A 14,872-nucleotide genomic window follows, 5' to 3' on the forward strand; every position below is an offset into this window, starting at 1 on the left:
GTCAGCGGCGGCGCCGGTCGGCGTCCGCCTCATCCTCGACCGCCGCGTCGTGATCGTCCACCCGGCCGGTGAGCCGGTCCTTCAGCCGGTTCAGACCGCCGCGCTCCTGGTCGTCCGGGACCCCGTCGCCGTCCCGGTCCCGGTACGTCCCGTCCGCGTCGCCGTCGCGCACGGTCCCCTCTGCGTCGCGGTAGGTATCGGTGGTCCCGTCGGTGCGGTGGGCGCCGGCGTACGGCCCGTCGTCGGTCACGCCCTCGGGGTCGGTGACCGGCTCGGAGTGCCGGTAGGTGTCGGCGGTCGGCCGCTCGTCGGTCTCGCGGACGGTCGTGTCGTCGTACTGGGTGGGCGCCGGGCCGATCCGGGTGTCGTCGTCGATCCCGTCGTGGGTGTCCCGCCCGATCCCGGCGTGGTCGTCCCGGACGACGCCCGAGTGGTCGCTCCGGATGACCCCGGAGTGGTCGTCGCGGACGACCCCGGAGTGGTCCTCGCGCAGGACGCCGGCGCCGTCGCGGGTGGTGGGGTCCTCGGCGGCCAGGTTCGGCGCCAGCTTGCGGGCCCGTTCCTGCAGCTCGGCGGCCTTGGCCGCGTCGCGATCGGCGTCGGCCGCCATCTGGGCCGACTCCCGCTCGGACTGCGCCGTCCGCTGCTCCAGCTCGGCGCGCTCGCGGCGCAGCCTCGCGGCCTCCTCGTCGGCCGCGGCCCGGGTGCTCTCGGCCCGGGCCTGTCGCTCCCGGGCCTCGGTGAGGTGCTCCCGGGCCTGGGTCTCGCGCTTCGCGGTCCGCTGCCGCCGCGTCGCCGCCCAGGCGAGCAACGCCAGGACCAGCACGATCACCACGATCAGCAGCACTGTCTGCCAGGCATTCATCGCTGTTTGTCTCCTTCGGCCCCGACCAGGCTTCATTCGTGGGCCTACCCCCGGGACGGGACGAACGAACGCCCTACAGCGCGAGACCGCCGTCGACCGGCAGCACCGCCCCGGTCACCGCGCTGCTGCCCTCGCCCGCCAGCCAGACCAGCGCGGCCGCGACCTCGGCCGGGTCGAGCAGCCGCCCGACAGGCTGCTGGGGGGCGAAGTCGGCGGCCGCGCCCAGGCCGTAGAGGCGGGCGCTCTCGGCCAGGATCGGGGTGTCGGTGGAGCCGGGGGAGACCGCGTTGGCGGTGACGCCGGTCGGGCCGAGCTCGGCCGCGAGCGCGCGGACGAGGCCGGCCACCCCCGCCTTCGCCGCGCAGTAGGCGGCCAGCATCGGCAGGCCGCGGGTCGCCGCGGCCGAGGCGACGGCGAGGAACCGGCCGCTGCGGGGCTCGGGCCGGCGCAGCAGCGCCGGGATCGCGGCCCGGGCCAGCGCCAGCACGGCGTGCAGGTCGACGTCCAGGACGGCCTCGACCTCGGCCGCGGGCATCTCCCAGAGCGGTCTGCCGCCGGCGATCACGCCGGCCACCGCGAGCGCGGCGTCCAGGCCGCCGAACTCGCGCTCGGCCAGCTCGACCGCGGACCGCAGCGCGGTCTCGTCGGTGGCGTCGGCGACCACGGTCCGGACCCGGTCGCCGGCGAGCGCGTCGAGCTCGGCCCTGGTCCCCATCCCGTACGGCAGCCGCGGGTCGTCGGCGGCCCGGTCCACCGCGACGACCGACCAGCCCTCGGCCGCCAGCGCCCGCACGGTCGCCGCCCCGATCCCGCGCGCGGCCCCCGTCACCAGCGCCACCCGGCTCACTGTCTCTCCTCGCCGCCGAGGGCGCCGCCCTCGCCCGTGGGAGCGCCGCCCGCGTTCGTGGGTCCGCCGCCGGCGGCCCTGGGAGGGCCGACCGCGGCCGTGGGCCGGCCGGCCGGGGTGCCGGCGCCGGCCGGTCGGCGGAAGCCGTCCGCAGGTGCGGAGACCGGCGCCGTGTCGGCGGCGAGCCAGCGGGTGACGAAGCCGGCGAGGTCCTCGACGGCCGCGTCCAGCAGCGCGGCGCCCTCGGCCGCGGTCGACCCGCCCGGATCGCCGAGCACCCCGTTCGGACTCACCGCCCGGACACCCCCCGCCTGCATCGCCGGCAGCAGCGTACGGACGTCCGCGGTGTTGCCGGCCACCGCGGCGGGCCGGACCCGGGCCGGGTCGAGGGCGAGCTGTACCGAGGTCTCGGTCCGCCCGGCATGGGCGTCCCCCCGCCAGCGCGGCGCCCACGCCCGGACGTCCCGGCCCTCCGACCGCAGCAGCCGGACCGCCGCGGTCACCGGCCCCGCGTTGCCGCCGTGGGCGGACACCAGCAGCATCCGCCGCACGGTGCCCGGCAGCGCCGAGCGGCCCAGCTCGACCAGCACCAGCTCGGTCGCGGCCGCGCCGATCGAGAGCGTGCCGGCGAACCCGTCGTGCTCCCCGCTCGACCCGTACGGGATCGCCGGCGCGACCAGCACGTCCGGCCGCCGGTCCGCGAGCCGTCGGGCCAGCGCGACGGCCACGTCGGTGTCCGTGGACAGCGGCAGGTGCGGTCCGTGCTGCTCGGTCGATCCGACCGGGACGACCAGCAGCACGTCCCCGGCCGCCGCAACCTCCCCCGAGGTGAGGGAGGCGAGGTCAGTCGGCACCGAGGGTGCGGACGAAGTCGGCCGGGATGACGAGGTCCTTGCGGGAGAGGTCCTTCAGCGTCCGGTGGCCGAGCCCGAGCAGCCCGGAGTCGATCCCGGACCGCAGGATGTCGAGCACGTTCTCCACCCCGGCCTGGCCGTTCGCCGCCAGCCCCCAGAGGTACGCGCGCCCGATCAGCACCGCGCGGGCGCCCATCGCGACCGCCTTGACCACGTCCGAGCCGCGCCGGACGCCGCCGTCCAGCAGCACCTCGATCTGGTCGCCGACCGCGTCGACCACGGCCGGCAACGCCCGGATAGTGGCCGGGGTGCCGTCGAGGTTGTTGCCGCCGTGGTTGGACACCGAGATCGCGGTGACGCCGGCGTCGACGGCCCGCCTGGCGTCGTCGATCCGCATGACGCCCTTGAGCAGGAACGGCCCGCCCCACAGCTCCCGCAGCCAGGCCACGTCCTGCCAGGTCGGCAGCGTCGCCTGCATCCACTGCCCGTACGCGCCGAAGAACGAGGGCGCGGGCTCGTTGCCGACGGCCATGTTCGGCACGGTCAGCTCCGGCGGCCGCAGCGTCCTGGCCCAGGTGTAGAACCAGCGCGGCCGGACGATCGCCTGCGGCGAGTACTTCACCATCGTCTTGAAGTTCATCGCGTCCGGGATGACCGGCGAGCCCCAGTCCCGGCCCATCGAGAACGACCAGTCGAGGGTGACGATCAGCCCTACCGCGCCGGCCCGCCTGGCCCGCTCGACCCGGGCCACGATCTGGTCCTTGGAGCCGGCCCAGTAGAGCTGGAAGAACGTCTTCGGGTTGGCCGCGACGACCTCCTCGACCGGCTTGGAGCCGAACGAGGACAGGCCGATCGCGGTGCCGCGGGCGGCCGCGGCCCGGGCGACCGCGACCTCGCCGTCCGGGTGCACGGCCTGGACGCCGGTGGGGGAGCAGATCACCGGCAGCGCGATCTCCTGCCCCAGCACGGTCGTGGACAGGTCACGCTCGCTCTGCAGCCCGACCACGTGCGGGGCCAGGCCGAGCTCGGAGAACGCGCTGACGTTGTCCCGCAGCGTCACCCCGTGCTCGGACCCGGCGATCAGTGCCTTGTAGACGGAGTCGGGCAGCCGCTTCTTCGCGCGCCGCTGTGCCTCCGCCACCGTCTCGAACCAGGGATTCGCCATCGCAGTCCTCTCGTAGTCCTAGGCCGCGAACACGCGGCCGAGCGCCGGTGCCACGTCCCGGTGGTGACGTACCCGCAACAGCCGCCCGCGGCCGGCCGCGGCCAGCTCCCGGCCGAGCTCCAGGTCGTGCTCGCCGACGGTGTCCAGCAGCACGTCCAGCCGCGGCAGCCGGGCCGCGAACGGCCGCGGGTCCGGGCCGGCGTTGTGCAGGCAGTCCGACAGCAGCACCACCCGGGCGTCCCGGGTGGGCTTGCGGGCCAGCTCCCGGGCCGCGAGCTGCAGCGGGAAGCCGACGTTCGTCAGTCCCCGGGCCGGGATCGCCAGCAGCTCGTCCAGCAGCCGCAGCGGCCGGACCCTGGCGCCCAGGCGCAGCAGCACCGCCGCGTCCGACCAGAACGCGATCACCGCGAGGTCGTCGCGCTCCAGCTCGCCCGCCAGCGCGCCGACGGCCGCGGCCGCGGTCCGGATCCGCTCGCCCCGCATGGAGCCGGAGACGTCGACCGCGAGCACCACGGCGCGGCGGGTCCGCACCTGCTCGCGGACGATGATGTCCTCCTCCTCGGGCACCGGCCGCTCGGTGAGCATGTCCAGCGTGCGGTCCAGGTCGATGTCGTCGGACCCGCCCCGGTACGGCAGGCTCAGGATGTCGCCCGGCCCGCGGACGGCGGCGGAGTCCCGGCGCGGCCGCGGGACCGCCAGCCGGGCCGCGATCTCCCGGGCCCGGGCCCGGACCTCGGGGTCGACCGGCCCGCCGGCCGGCACCGCGACCAGCTCGCCCTGCTCGTCGGTGTGCTCGGTGGTGGACCCGCTGCGGCCCTGCGGCATCGCGCCCCGCCGGTCCGACCGTCCACTGAGGACCAGCCCGCCGCGGCCGCCGGCCGCCGGCTCGTACAGGCTGGGCGCCGCGTCGAGCTGCTTGGGCCTGCGCCGCAAGGGCCGGGCCGGTCGTTCAGCTCCCGGCCGCCGCAGCGGCGTGTCCGCGGGCACTGCTCTTCAACCCGGCTCGGCCGCGTGTGGGATCAGGATGAAGTGGTCCTCCCAGATCTGGCGGAGCACCTGCTCGGGCGTGGTCTCGGCCGCCTCGTCGAGCTGGACCCGCCCGGACAGGGCGACGGTCATCGCGTCCAGCACGACGGCCGGGTAGCGCTCGTCCTCGCGGGTGCCGACCCGGCGCAGTTCCGCGATCTCGACCGCCACCAGCGCGGTGTCGATCGCGCCGCGGACGCTGGAGCCCTGCCGGACGTCCGGGTGCTCCCGGGTGGCCCGGGTGACCGCGACCGCGTCGGCCACCAGCCGGTCCTGGATGGACAGTCCGGTCCGCAGCGCCACGATGCCGCGCTCGGCCGTGTCGTCCTGGTAGTCCACCGAGAGCCGGCAGAGCCGGTCGGAGATGCTGGTGGACAGCCGGACCGTGCCGACGTTGTCGTACGGGTTCATCGAGGCGATGACCCGGAAGGTCGGCTTGGCCGTGGTGGTGCCGACCCGGGGGATGGTCACCTGCCGCTCCGCCATCGCGGTGAGCAGGGTGTTGAGGGTGTCGTCGGGGGCCCGGTTGAACTCCTCGATGTAGAGGAACCCGCCCTCCCGCATCGCCTCCACCAGCGGGCCCGGCACGAAGTTCTCGGCGCTGTAGTCCTCCCGCAGCACCCGGGCCGGGTTGTGGTGGCCGACCAGCCGGGACGGGGTCAGGTCGGCGTTGCCCTCCACGAACAGCAGCGGGATGCCCCACTCGGCGGTGATCGCCCGCAGCAGCGTGGTCTTGCTCGTCCCCGGCGGCCCCTCCAGCACGATGTCCCGGCCGGCCCCGACGGCCGAGAGCACGAGCTCGAGCTCGCGCTCCCGGCCGACGAGGTGACGGGCGACCCGGTCCCGGATCTCGGCCAGGTCGTCCGCAGTGGACAGTGACTCCGTCACTTGACGGTCGCTCCGGCGTCGATCGGCGGGGTGACGCGGCCCATCACTTCACCATGAACCCGGCGTCGACCGGGAAGGTGACCCCGGTGACGTACCGGGCCTCGTCGGAGACCAGGAACAGGATCGCGTTGCTGATGTCGACCGGCTCGACGATCGCCACCGGCAGCAGGTTGGTCAGCGCGTCGGCCATGTCGCTCTGGGCCAGGAAGCGCTCCATGACCTCGTTCACGATCATCGGCGTGTTCACCCCGGTCGGGTGGACCGTGTTCACCCGGATGCTGTGCTTGGCCAGGTTCATCGCGAACCCGCGCATGAGGCCGACGACGCCGTGCTTGGCCGCCGTGTAGCCCATGCCGCCGCCGGACTCGCCGCCGATGCCCTTGAGGCCGGCGGTCGAGCTGGTCAGCACGATCGCACCGCCGCGGCCCTGCTCGACCAGCGTCGGCACGGCGACCTCGACGGAGTTCCAGACGCCGGTGAGGTTCACGTCGACGACGTCGCGGAACGCGGCGGTCCGGTCCTCGTTGTCCGCGCCCATCGGCGCGATGCCCGCGTTCGCCAGCACGATGTCCACGCCGCCGAGCTGCGCGACGCCCTCGTCGAAGGCGGCCTGCAGGGCGGCCTTGTCGCGGACGTCGGCCTGCCGGGCCACGATCCGGCGGTCGAGCGCCTCGACCTCCTTGACCGTCTCGGCCAGGTCCTCCGGCGTCGCCATCGGGTACTCGACCGTGGCGATCTGGTCGCAGAGGTCCACGGCGATGATGTCCGCGCCCTCCTGGGCCAGCCGGATGGCGTGGCTGCGGCCCTGGCCGCGGGCCGCACCGGTGATGAAGGCGACCTTGCCCTCTACTCGTCCCATGGTGGGAAGCCTCCTAGCGGATCGTGTTGCCGGCGTCGACGGTCAGCTCGAGCCCGGTGACGTAACGGGACTCGTCGGAGGCCAGCCAGAGGACGGCGTTGGAGATGTCGACCGGCTCGACGATCTCGATCGGGTACGTGTTGACGAAGATCGAGCCGAGCTCCGGCTCCTTGCCGATGATCGCGTCCAGGCCGCCGAGGCCCGCGACCATCGGCGTGTTCACGCCGGTCGGGTGCACGGTGTTGTCCCGGATCTTGTGCTTGGCCAGCTCGTTCGCCATCGACCGGGAGATCCCGACGACGCCGTGCTTCGCGGCCACGTACGGGGCCAGGAACGGCAGGCCCTTGATGCCCGCGGTCGAGCTGGTGGCGATGATCGAGCCGCCGCCGTTGGCGATCAGGTGCGGCACCGCGGCGACGAACGTGTTCCAGACGCCGGTCAGGTTGGTGTCCAGCGTGTCCTGCCAGACCTGCGGCGTCACCTCGTCCCAGGTCTGCACGGTGCAGATGCCGGCGTTGGCGCAGACGATGTCCAGCTTGCCCAGCTGGGCGACGCCCTCGTCCACGGCGGACTTCAGCGCTGCCAGGTCCCGCACGTCCGCCTTGGTGGCGATGATCCGGCGGTCCAGCGCTTCGACGGCTTTGACGGTGTCGGCGAGATCGGCCTCGGTGCCCATCGGGTACCCGACGGTGTCGTAGTCACCGGGTACGTCGACCGCGATGATGTCGGCTCCTTCCTCGGCCAGCCGGACCGCGTGGCTGCGGCCCTGGCCCCGAGCGGCTCCCGTCACGAATGCGACCTTGCCCTCGACACGCCCCATCGCGCGCCTCCCTTCCGGGGACCCGGGCTTAGGGGATCCCCGTTCGATGCCGGCTACCGGCCGGCCTCGGCCCCCGTACGAGTCCACAGTGGACTCGAAGTCTGTGCGTCCGCTGTCCGGCGGCGAGGAGTCACCCCGCGCCGACGCCGGCGAGGCCCGCGACCGGGCTCTCGTCGCAGGCGTGCGCGGGTGGGCGGCGGCGTCCGATCGTGACGGGGACGGGGCCACCCCGGACGCCGCCGGTGTGGGAGTGGTCCCCCGTCGGCCGCGGCGCGGCAAGGGAGTCCACAGTGGACAGAGCTGTGACACCGTGCCCGATCACGCACTCCGGGTCGGGTCCGTCCATCGGCAGGCCGGTGAAGAACTTGGCCGCCATGCAGCCGCCGCGGCAGGCGTCGTACGCGCCGCAGGAACCGCAGGCGCCGGCCGACTGGGGCTCGCGCAGGTCCTGGAACAGCTGCGAGGTCTGCCAGACCGCCTGGAAGCCGGCGGTCCGGATGTTGCCGGCCAGGAAGTTGGCGTGGATCGCGAACGGGCAGGCGTACACGTCGCCGACCGGGTCGATCAGGCAGACCACCCGCCCGGCGCCGCAGAGGTTCAGCCCCGGCAGGGCGTCGCCGTACGCCGCCAGGTGGAAGAACGAGTCGCCGGTGAGCACGCCCTCGCCGTGCGCGACCAGCCAGTCGTAGAGCTCGCGCTGCTGCCCCGGCAGCGGGTGCAGCCCGTCCCAGGTGTCCGCGCCGCGACCGGACGGGCGCAGCCGGGTCAGCCGCAGCTGCGCCTGGTAGCGGTCCGCGATGGCCTTGAAATCGTCCAGCTGCGGAATGTTGTGCCGGGTGCAGACGACGGAGATCTTGAAGCCGCGCATGCCGGCCGCGGCCAGGTTCTCCATCGCCCGGACCGCCGTGTCGTACGAGCCGATGCCGCGCACGGCGTCGTTGACCTCGGCGGTGGCGCCGTCCAGCGAGATCTGGACGTCGACGTAGTCGGAGGCGGCCAGCCGCTGCGCCACCGCGGGGCTGATCTTCACACCGTTGGTGGAGAACTTGACCCCGACCCGGTGCGCGGTCGCGTAGTCGACCAGCTCCCAGAAGTCCGGCCGGACCGTGGGCTCGCCGCCGCCGATGTTGACGTAGAAGACCTGCATCCGCTCCAGCTCGTCGATGACGGCCTTCGCCTCCACAGTGGACAGTTCCCGCGGGTCGCGCCGGCCGGAGGAGGAAAGACAGTGCGCGCAGGCGAGATTGCACGCGTACGTCAGCTCCCAGGTCAGGCAGATCGGCGCGTCCAGGCCCCGTTCGAACTGGTCCACCAGTCGCATCAGGCCGCCTCCAGCATCTCGGTGCGGGCCAGCGTGGCCAGCGCGCGGGTGAACTGCGGCAGCTCGGGGTCGGTGATCCCGGCCGCGACGCAGGCGGCCCGGGCCGTCGGCGCCTCGTCGAGACCGCGGACCACCGCCAGCAGCCGCGGGTCCTTCAGGAAGGACAGCCGGCGGGTGCCGAAGTGGTAGAGCAGCGCCCCGAACGGCTCGGGCCGGACGGCGACCTGCGGATGCAGGCCGTATCGCCGGTCCAGGTCGAACGCCATGTCCACCGGTGCGGACATGCTCAGTAGACCCCGCACATCCCGTCGATGGACACGTCCTCGACGAGCAGATCCTGCTCGACGAGGGGGGCGGGCGCGGTCTCCGTCGGCTCCACGGTGGGGGTGGCCTCGTCGGTCATGGAATGCTCCTCGGTGTCTGAGGGCGGTCGCTGACGTGACCGCCATGTTAATGGCACCGAGTGCCGAAAGGAAGGGATGTGGCGACCGGGAGGCGTCCCAGTACGTCCCGTGCCGAACTGGAACGGGTGGCTCTCGACCTGTTCACGAGCCGCGGGTTCGAGGAGACGACCGTCGAGGACATCGCGGCTGCGGCCGGGATCGGCCGGCGGACGTTCTTCCGCTACTACGCCTCGAAGAACGACGCGGTCTGGGGCGAGTTCGACGGGCAGCTGGAGATGCTGCGGGCCTGGTTCGACGAGTGCAAGCCGGACGTGCCGCTGATGGACGCGGTGCACCACGCGGTGCTCACGTTCAACCGGCTGCCCAAGGACCAGGAGCCCTGGCACCGGCGGCGGATGGCGCTGATCCTCAACACGCCCGCGTTGCAGGCCCACTCCACCCCGATGTACGCGCGCTGGCGGGCGGTGATCGCCGAGTTCGCGGCGGCCCGCACGGGGGCCCAGGTGCAGGACATGGTGCCGCAGCTGATCGCGTACGCGGCGCTGGGCGCGGCGGTGGCGGCCTACGAGCAGTGGCTGCGGGACGAGGACGCCGAGCTGGAGCCGTTGCTCGACCAGGCCATGACCGAGCTCTCCCGCGGCTTCGGCGGCCACGAGACCTGACCGGCCGGCAACCGCGGAGGGCCGCCGGCCGGTGGGTCAGCTCGATTCAGCTGGCGTGCAGGTCAGGCGGTTCGCGGCGTGGTCACCGCTTCTCACCAGCGGATCAGGCAGGAAGGTGGTATTTCCCGCGCGCCGCCGTCGGCACCAGATCCAGGTAGTCCTGGTGCCGGACGATCCATTCCCGCACGAACGGACACAATGGCAGCACGGCGAGTTCACGCTCGCGGGTCGCGTCCAAAGCGTGCCGTACGAGCACCGATCCCAGGCCTTTGCCCTCGTACGTCTCGTCGATCAGGGTGTGGGTGAACATGATCTCGCCCGGCCTCAGCTCGTACTGCGCTGAGCCGGCCACCTGCCCGTCCACCACGATCTCGAAGCGGTGCTGCTGCGGGCGGTCGAACACCTCGGTCGTCACGCCTCGAACCTAGCTCGCCGGCGGGTAGCCGTCCGCCTTGAGCAGCCGCGCCAGGTGCGCCGCGTTCGCGGCCAGCGACGCGGTCGTCGTCGCCACCTGCTCCGGCGTCGAGTCGAGGTCCTGGTAGTCGACCGTGTTCATGGCCTCGCCGTTCCAGTACGTCACCGCGCCCGGGGCCAGGCTGAAGCCGACGTCGTTGAGTCCCTGGAACAGGTCCGCGCTGATCTTGTGCGCGCCGTCCTCGTTGCCGACGACGGCCGCGACCGCCACCTTCCCGTACGTCCGGAGCCGGCCGGCGTCGTCGGTGTCGGACAGCTCGGCGTCCAGCCGCTCCAGCACCCGCTGGGCCACGCTGGACATGTGCCCCATCCAGGTCGGGGTGGCGAGCACGAAGATGTCCGCGGCCAGCATCCGCTCCCGCAGCGCCGGCCAGTCGTCGCCCGCGCCCATGTCGGCCTCGACCCCGGGCTTCACGTCGTGGTCGAGCACGCGCTCGAGGGATCCGGTCACGCCGTGCTTGGCCAGCGCGTCCAGCACCTGGGTCGCCAGCAGCTCGCTGCTGGACCGGTCGGGGCTCGGCTTCAGGCTGCAGACCAGGGCGAACGCGGTCAACGGCGTCGGTGTCGTCATGGCCGCGGTCCTTCCCAGGACGGCGACGGTCACACCCGGATGGCACCATCGCCAGGGAGACGAGGAGACAACGGTGCCGGAGCAGGCAGCAACACGGGCGGACACGACCGAGGACGAGCGGGGGCTGACCCGCCGGGTCGCCGGGCTGTTCGCGCCGTACAAGCCCCGGTTGACGTTGATCGGGGTCGCGATCCTGGTGACCTCGGTGCTCGGGATCGCCAACCCGTTCCTGACCAGGGCCGTCTTCGACCGGGCGCTGTTCGTGACCGGCGGGCCGGACATCCGGCTGCTGGTGCTGCTGGTCAGCCTGATGATCGTGATCCCGCTGGTGTCGGCGCTGATCGGGGTCGGGCAGACATACCTGACGACCGTGCTCGGCAACCGGGTCATGCAGGACCTGCGCAACCGGCTGTTCGCGCACCTGCAGTCGATGCACCTGGGCTTCTTCACCGGCACCCGGACCGGCGACATCCAGTCGCGACTCGGCAACGACGTCGGCGGCGTGCAGTCGGTGGTGACCGAGACCGCGTCCTCGATCCTGTCCAACGCGGTCACCGTGATCGCGTCGCTGGTCGGCATGCTGCTGCTGTCCTGGCAGCTCACGATCGTGGCGGTCGCGCTGCTGCCGGTGTTCATCCTGCTGCAGATCCAGGTCGGCCGGGTCCGGCGGCGGGTCGCGGCCCGGACCCAGACCTCACTGTCGGAGATGAGCTCGATCACCCAGGAGTCGCTGTCGGTCTCCGGGGTGCTGCTGTCCAAGGTGTTCAACCGGCAGGCGTTCGAGACCAACCGGTACGAGCGGGAGAACGAGAAGCAGGCCGCGCTGCAGGTCCGCCAGACGATGACCGGGCAGAGCTTCTTCGCGATCGTCGGCACGTTCTTCGGGATCACCCCGGCGCTGGTCTACCTGGTCGCCGGGCTGACCGGGGGCGGCAGCGGCGGGCTGCTCTCGGCCGGCACGCTGGTCGCGTTCACCACGCTGCAGACCCGGCTGCTGTTCCCGGTGGTGAACCTGCTGCGGGTGGCGCTGGACGTGCAGACCTCGCTGGCGCTGTTCGCCCGGATCTTCGCCTACCTCGACCTGGTCCCGCAGATCGTGGACGTACCGGACGCGCGCCCGCTGCCGGCCACCGGAGTACGCGGCGAGATCGGGCTGGAGCACGTCTGGTTCCGGTACCCGGCCGATCCGCCGACCCCGCAGCCGGCCGACGACGCCCCCGGCTGGGCCATCCGCGACCTGTCCCTGACCGTGAAGCCGGGGCAGCTGGCCGCGGTGGTCGGGCCGAGCGGCGCCGGCAAGACCACGCTGTCCTACCTGGTCCCGCGCCTGTACGACCCGGACCGGGGGCGGGTCACGCTCGACGGCACGGACGTCCGGGAGCTGAAGCTGGAGTCGCTGGCGTCGGTGATCGGGATGGTGACGCAGGAGACGTACCTGTTCCACGCGACGATCAAGGACAACCTGCGGTACGCCGACGACGACGCCACCGACGCCCAGCTGGAGGCCGCGGCCCGGGCCGCGAACATCCACGACCGGATCATGAGCTTCCCGGACGGGTACGACACGGTGGTCGGCGAGCGCGGCTTCCGGCTGTCCGGCGGGGAGCGGCAGCGGCTGGCGATCGCGCGGGTGATCATCAAGGACCCGACCGTGCTGATCCTGGACGAGGCGACCTCGGCCCTGGACACGACCAGCGAACGGCTGGTACAGGAGGCGCTGGAGCAGGTGCTGGTCGGGCGGACCACGGTCGCGATCGCGCACCGGCTGTCCACGATCCTGGCCGCGGACGTGATCTTCGCGATCGACGGCGGGAAGCTGGTCGAGCAGGGCACCCACGACGAGCTCCTGCGCCGCGGCGGGCTGTACGCGTCGCTCTACCACGAGCAGTTCGGCGACGGTCAGGTCCAGGCCCGCTGCGCCGACGGTCTCGTCCTCGCCGACGGAACGGTCATCCCGGCCGGCGATCCCGCCGGGGTGTGAGTCGGGTCGCGCGCCGGGTCGCGACTGAGTCGGGTCGCGACTGAGTCGGGTCGCGATTGAGTCGGGTCGCGACTGAGGCCGCCGCGCGCCGGGTCGCGGCTGAGTCGGGTCGCGGCTGAGCCGGGTCGCGACTGAGGCCGCCGCGCCGGTCTCGTTCTGCGCGTGCCCGTCTCGTCTTGGGCCCCGCGGGCCGGACGCCACTTGGCGGGCCAAGGATCCATGCGGCGGATACCTCGCAGAACTCGTACCACTCCCAGTGGTGACTACCACTGGGAGTGGTACAGCCCGGGAACGACCATCCGACCGCCGGGACTGAGCGGCCGACGGAGTGCGGGCCGGGGAATGACAGCGGAGGGCCGGGGGCGTAGCCGGCCCGATCGTGGTCGTGTCCGCCGACCGGCGGCCTGGTCAGACGAGGGCGGCGTCCAGGTTGATGGTGGTGCCGGAGAGGGCCTTGGAGACGGGGCAGGTGCGTTCGGCCGTCTTGGCCAGCTCGGCGAACTTGGCGGCGTCGACGCCGTCGACCTTGGCCCGCAGCGTGATCTCGATGCCGGTGATCGCGAACCCGCCGTCGGCCTCACCGAGGGTGACCTCGGCGCTGACGTCGATGCTGTCCGCGGTCAGGCCCTCGCCGCCGAGCACGCCGGACAGGTTCATCGCCAGGCAGGCCGAGTGGGCGGCCGCGATGAGCTCCTCCGGGCTGGTCTGCCCGTCCGGGCTGCCGGCCCGGGTCGGGAAGGAGACGTCGAACTGCCCGGCGTTGGACGAGTCCAGCGTGACCTGGCCTTTCCCGTCCTGCAGCCCGCCGGTCCAGTGCGTGGTGGCGTCCCTGCTCGGCATGTGTGCTCCCGTCGTCGCGAGGCGCCGGGGACCCGGCGCCGACCTTCTCCCCTGCTACCCCGACGTGCGGTCGGGAATTCCCGTTCAGCCGTGACACCGAACCATGCCGTCAGCTCGTTCGGTAAGTACGCCGGGACAGGACGGCGACGAGGACCGGGGGAGGGACGACGGGTGGCCGCTCGCGACTGGACCCCACCGTGGCAGACGGTCACGGCGGGCAAGCCCATGCTGGCGCGGGACTGGGCCCACGCGGTGGCCCCGTTCGGGCCGTCCGGCATCGTCCGGGCCGAGGTCGCGCTCTGGCTGCGCCCGCACCTGGAGACGCTGCACGACGCGCTGCTCGCGCTCCCGCCGGACACCCGCGCGGCCGAGCGGGTCGGCGCCGCGCTGGTCCGCCGGGGGCTCGACGACCCGGACGTGCTGGCGGCGAGCGTCGCGGTGCTCGGCGAGCGGCTGCTGCCGGAGCTCGGCCTGGACGAGGTCACCTTCGCCGGCCCGCTCCACATCCTGCTCGGAGCCCTCGCCGCCGGCTACGCCCGCGCCCTCATGGGCTGATCCGCCCCGGACGCAGGGCTGGTTCACAGGGTTCTTTCAGGTCGCGGTGAGCCCGCGCGGGTGACACTGGGGGCATGACCGACGCACCGCCGGCCCGTTCCACCGCCGGGAGCCGTCCGTGAGCGGCCTGGGCGACACCGGCTACGTCCGTGCGTTCCTCCACAGCCCGTCGATCGTCGACACGATCTTCCTGATCGGGCTGGTCGTGCTGGCGGTCGTGATCGTGGCCCCGCGCCGGCGGGCGTTGCTCCTGTTCACCGGCGCGTCCCTCGCGGCCGTGCTCGGGGTGACCACGGTGCCGTGGGGCGGCTGGCGCAACTTCGGCGTCACGACGAACGCGCTGGACAGCATCGTCCGCAACGTCAGCCCCGAGCGGACCGACCTGACCGAGTGGATGCACACCGGCGACGGCCCGCTCAACGTCGTGCTCTTCGTCCCGCTCGGGTTCTTCCTCGCGCTGCTGCTGCGGCGCCCGATCACGGCGGCGCTGGCCTGCGGCCTGCTCTCGGTGGCGATCGAGTGCTACCAGTCCGCGCTGACCACCCGGGTCGGCTCGTTCGCCGACGTCGTCGCGAACGGCCTGGGTGCGACCGCCGGCGCCGCGGTCGCCGGCATCCTGCTGATCGCCTGGCGGTTCCGGCCGGCGACCACGCCCGTGCCACCCCGCGAGCGGATCGGCACGCGGCCCTGAGGAGCCGAATTCGGGTGCGGAATCCCGGTTCGGCCGGGATCGTTGAACG

18 protein-coding genes are annotated in these 14,872 nt (G+C 73.1%); 4 read left to right on the top strand and 14 right to left on the bottom strand.

From position 1 onward, the window contains the following. Position 1: 1 nt before the first annotated feature. The 11 genes from VGP36_15240 to mftA form a co-directional block, all read right to left on the bottom strand. Positions 2-865, bottom strand: a complete 864-nt coding sequence (locus VGP36_15240; protein ID HEV7656068.1) for a hypothetical protein — start codon at positions 863-865, stop codon at positions 2-4. A gap of 73 nt (positions 866-938) precedes the next feature. Further along, positions 939-1,712, bottom strand: a complete 774-nt coding sequence (locus VGP36_15245; GenBank protein HEV7656069.1) for a mycofactocin-coupled SDR family oxidoreductase — start codon at positions 1,710-1,712, stop codon at positions 939-941. Further along, positions 1,709-2,566 (bottom strand): mycofactocin biosynthesis peptidyl-dipeptidase MftE, encoded by an 858-nt coding sequence (gene mftE, locus VGP36_15250; GenBank protein HEV7656070.1) that lies wholly within the window; start codon positions 2,564-2,566, stop codon positions 1,709-1,711. The genes VGP36_15245 and mftE overlap by 4 nt, the downstream gene beginning before the upstream one ends. Then, positions 2,556-3,731, bottom strand: coding sequence for a pre-mycofactocin synthase MftD (gene mftD / locus VGP36_15255; GenBank protein ID HEV7656071.1), 1,176 nt, complete (start codon positions 3,729-3,731; stop codon positions 2,556-2,558). Before mftD ends, mftE begins: the two co-directional genes overlap by 11 nt. Positions 3,732-3,749: 18 nt before the next feature. After that, a complete protein-coding gene (locus VGP36_15260; GenBank protein HEV7656072.1) occupies positions 3,750-4,664 on the bottom strand; it encodes a vWA domain-containing protein in 915 nt (304 codons plus the stop codon). 60 nt (positions 4,665-4,724) lie between these two features. Beyond that, complete coding sequence (locus VGP36_15265; protein ID HEV7656073.1) at positions 4,725-5,645, bottom strand: MoxR family ATPase; 921 nt, start codon at positions 5,643-5,645, stop codon at positions 4,725-4,727. A 43-nt stretch (positions 5,646-5,688) separates the two neighbouring features. Continuing rightward, a complete protein-coding gene (locus VGP36_15270) occupies positions 5,689-6,504 on the bottom strand; it encodes a mycofactocin-coupled SDR family oxidoreductase (GenBank protein ID HEV7656074.1) in 816 nt (271 codons plus the stop codon). Between the two features lie 13 nt (positions 6,505-6,517). Further along, positions 6,518-7,324: a mycofactocin-coupled SDR family oxidoreductase gene (locus tag VGP36_15275; protein ID HEV7656075.1), complete on the bottom strand. Its 807-nt coding sequence runs from the start codon at positions 7,322-7,324 to the stop codon at positions 6,518-6,520. A gap of 130 nt (positions 7,325-7,454) precedes the next feature. Next, positions 7,455-8,645 carry a mycofactocin radical SAM maturase gene (gene mftC, locus VGP36_15280; GenBank protein HEV7656076.1) on the bottom strand — a complete coding sequence of 397 codons (1,191 nt, stop codon included), beginning with the start codon at positions 8,643-8,645 and terminating at the stop codon, positions 7,455-7,457. Then, positions 8,645-8,929: a mycofactocin biosynthesis chaperone MftB gene (gene mftB / locus VGP36_15285; protein HEV7656077.1), complete on the bottom strand. Its 285-nt coding sequence runs from the start codon at positions 8,927-8,929 to the stop codon at positions 8,645-8,647. The genes mftC and mftB overlap by 1 nt, the downstream gene beginning before the upstream one ends. A 2-nt stretch (positions 8,930-8,931) precedes the next feature. Then, positions 8,932-9,048 (bottom strand): mycofactocin precursor MftA, encoded by a 117-nt coding sequence (mftA, locus tag VGP36_15290; GenBank protein ID HEV7656078.1) that lies wholly within the window; start codon positions 9,046-9,048, stop codon positions 8,932-8,934. Positions 9,049-9,108: 60 nt separating this feature from the next. Between mftA and mftR the strand changes: the two genes are divergently transcribed. Further along, positions 9,109-9,711, top strand: a complete 603-nt coding sequence (gene mftR / locus VGP36_15295; protein ID HEV7656079.1) for a mycofactocin system transcriptional regulator — start codon at positions 9,109-9,111, stop codon at positions 9,709-9,711. A 103-nt stretch (positions 9,712-9,814) separates the two neighbouring features. Here mftR and VGP36_15300 read toward each other — a convergent pair whose 3' ends face one another. Then, positions 9,815-10,126 carry a GNAT family N-acetyltransferase gene (locus VGP36_15300; protein HEV7656080.1) on the bottom strand — a complete coding sequence of 104 codons (312 nt, stop codon included), beginning with the start codon at positions 10,124-10,126 and terminating at the stop codon, positions 9,815-9,817. A 9-nt stretch (positions 10,127-10,135) separates the two neighbouring features. Then, positions 10,136-10,756 (bottom strand): NAD(P)H-dependent oxidoreductase, encoded by a 621-nt coding sequence (locus VGP36_15305; GenBank protein ID HEV7656081.1) that lies wholly within the window; start codon positions 10,754-10,756, stop codon positions 10,136-10,138. A gap of 73 nt (positions 10,757-10,829) precedes the next feature. Here VGP36_15305 and VGP36_15310 point away from each other — a divergent pair, with 73 nt between their 5' ends. Then, positions 10,830-12,737: an ABC transporter ATP-binding protein gene (locus VGP36_15310; GenBank protein ID HEV7656082.1), complete on the top strand. Its 1,908-nt coding sequence runs from the start codon at positions 10,830-10,832 to the stop codon at positions 12,735-12,737. A gap of 408 nt (positions 12,738-13,145) precedes the next feature. Here the strand turns inward: VGP36_15310 and VGP36_15315 are convergent, their stop codons facing one another. Continuing rightward, entirely contained in the window at positions 13,146-13,577 is a 432-nt protein-coding gene (locus VGP36_15315) for an OsmC family protein (protein HEV7656083.1), read from the bottom strand. 171 nt (positions 13,578-13,748) lie between these two features. Between VGP36_15315 and VGP36_15320 the strand changes: the two genes are divergently transcribed. Then, complete coding sequence (locus tag VGP36_15320; protein ID HEV7656084.1) at positions 13,749-14,132, top strand: hypothetical protein; 384 nt, start codon at positions 13,749-13,751, stop codon at positions 14,130-14,132. A 118-nt stretch (positions 14,133-14,250) separates the two neighbouring features. Beyond that, complete coding sequence (locus VGP36_15325; GenBank protein HEV7656085.1) at positions 14,251-14,823, top strand: VanZ family protein; 573 nt, start codon at positions 14,251-14,253, stop codon at positions 14,821-14,823. Positions 14,824-14,872 lie beyond the last annotated feature (49 nt).

Source organism: Mycobacteriales bacterium (genome assembly GCA_035995165.1).
In the GTDB taxonomy this organism is placed as follows: domain Bacteria; phylum Actinomycetota; class Actinomycetes; order Mycobacteriales; family CADCTP01; genus CADCTP01.

What these genes read in the sequence shown, in the direction of transcription:
- VGP36_15240 (HEV7656068.1), bottom strand. Translation starts at nt 865, where the DNA reads ATGAATGCCTGGCAGACAGTGCTGCTGATCGTGGTGATCGTGCTGGTC.
- mftD (HEV7656071.1), bottom strand. Translation starts at nt 3,731, where the DNA reads ATGGCGAATCCCTGGTTCGAGACGGTGGCGGAGGCACAGCGGCGCGCG.
- VGP36_15270 (HEV7656074.1), bottom strand. Translation starts at nt 6,504, where the DNA reads ATGGGACGAGTAGAGGGCAAGGTCGCCTTCATCACCGGTGCGGCCCGC.
- VGP36_15275 (HEV7656075.1), bottom strand. Translation starts at nt 7,324, where the DNA reads ATGGGGCGTGTCGAGGGCAAGGTCGCATTCGTGACGGGAGCCGCTCGG.
- mftC (HEV7656076.1), bottom strand. Translation starts at nt 8,645, where the DNA reads ATGCGACTGGTGGACCAGTTCGAACGGGGCCTGGACGCGCCGATCTGC.
- mftB (HEV7656077.1), bottom strand. Translation starts at nt 8,929, where the DNA reads ATGTCCGCACCGGTGGACATGGCGTTCGACCTGGACCGGCGATACGGC.
- mftA (HEV7656078.1), bottom strand. Translation starts at nt 9,048, where the DNA reads ATGACCGACGAGGCCACCCCCACCGTGGAGCCGACGGAGACCGCGCCC.
- VGP36_15305 (HEV7656081.1), bottom strand. Translation starts at nt 10,756, where the DNA reads ATGACGACACCGACGCCGTTGACCGCGTTCGCCCTGGTCTGCAGCCTG.
- VGP36_15315 (HEV7656083.1), bottom strand. Translation starts at nt 13,577, where the DNA reads ATGCCGAGCAGGGACGCCACCACGCACTGGACCGGCGGGCTGCAGGAC.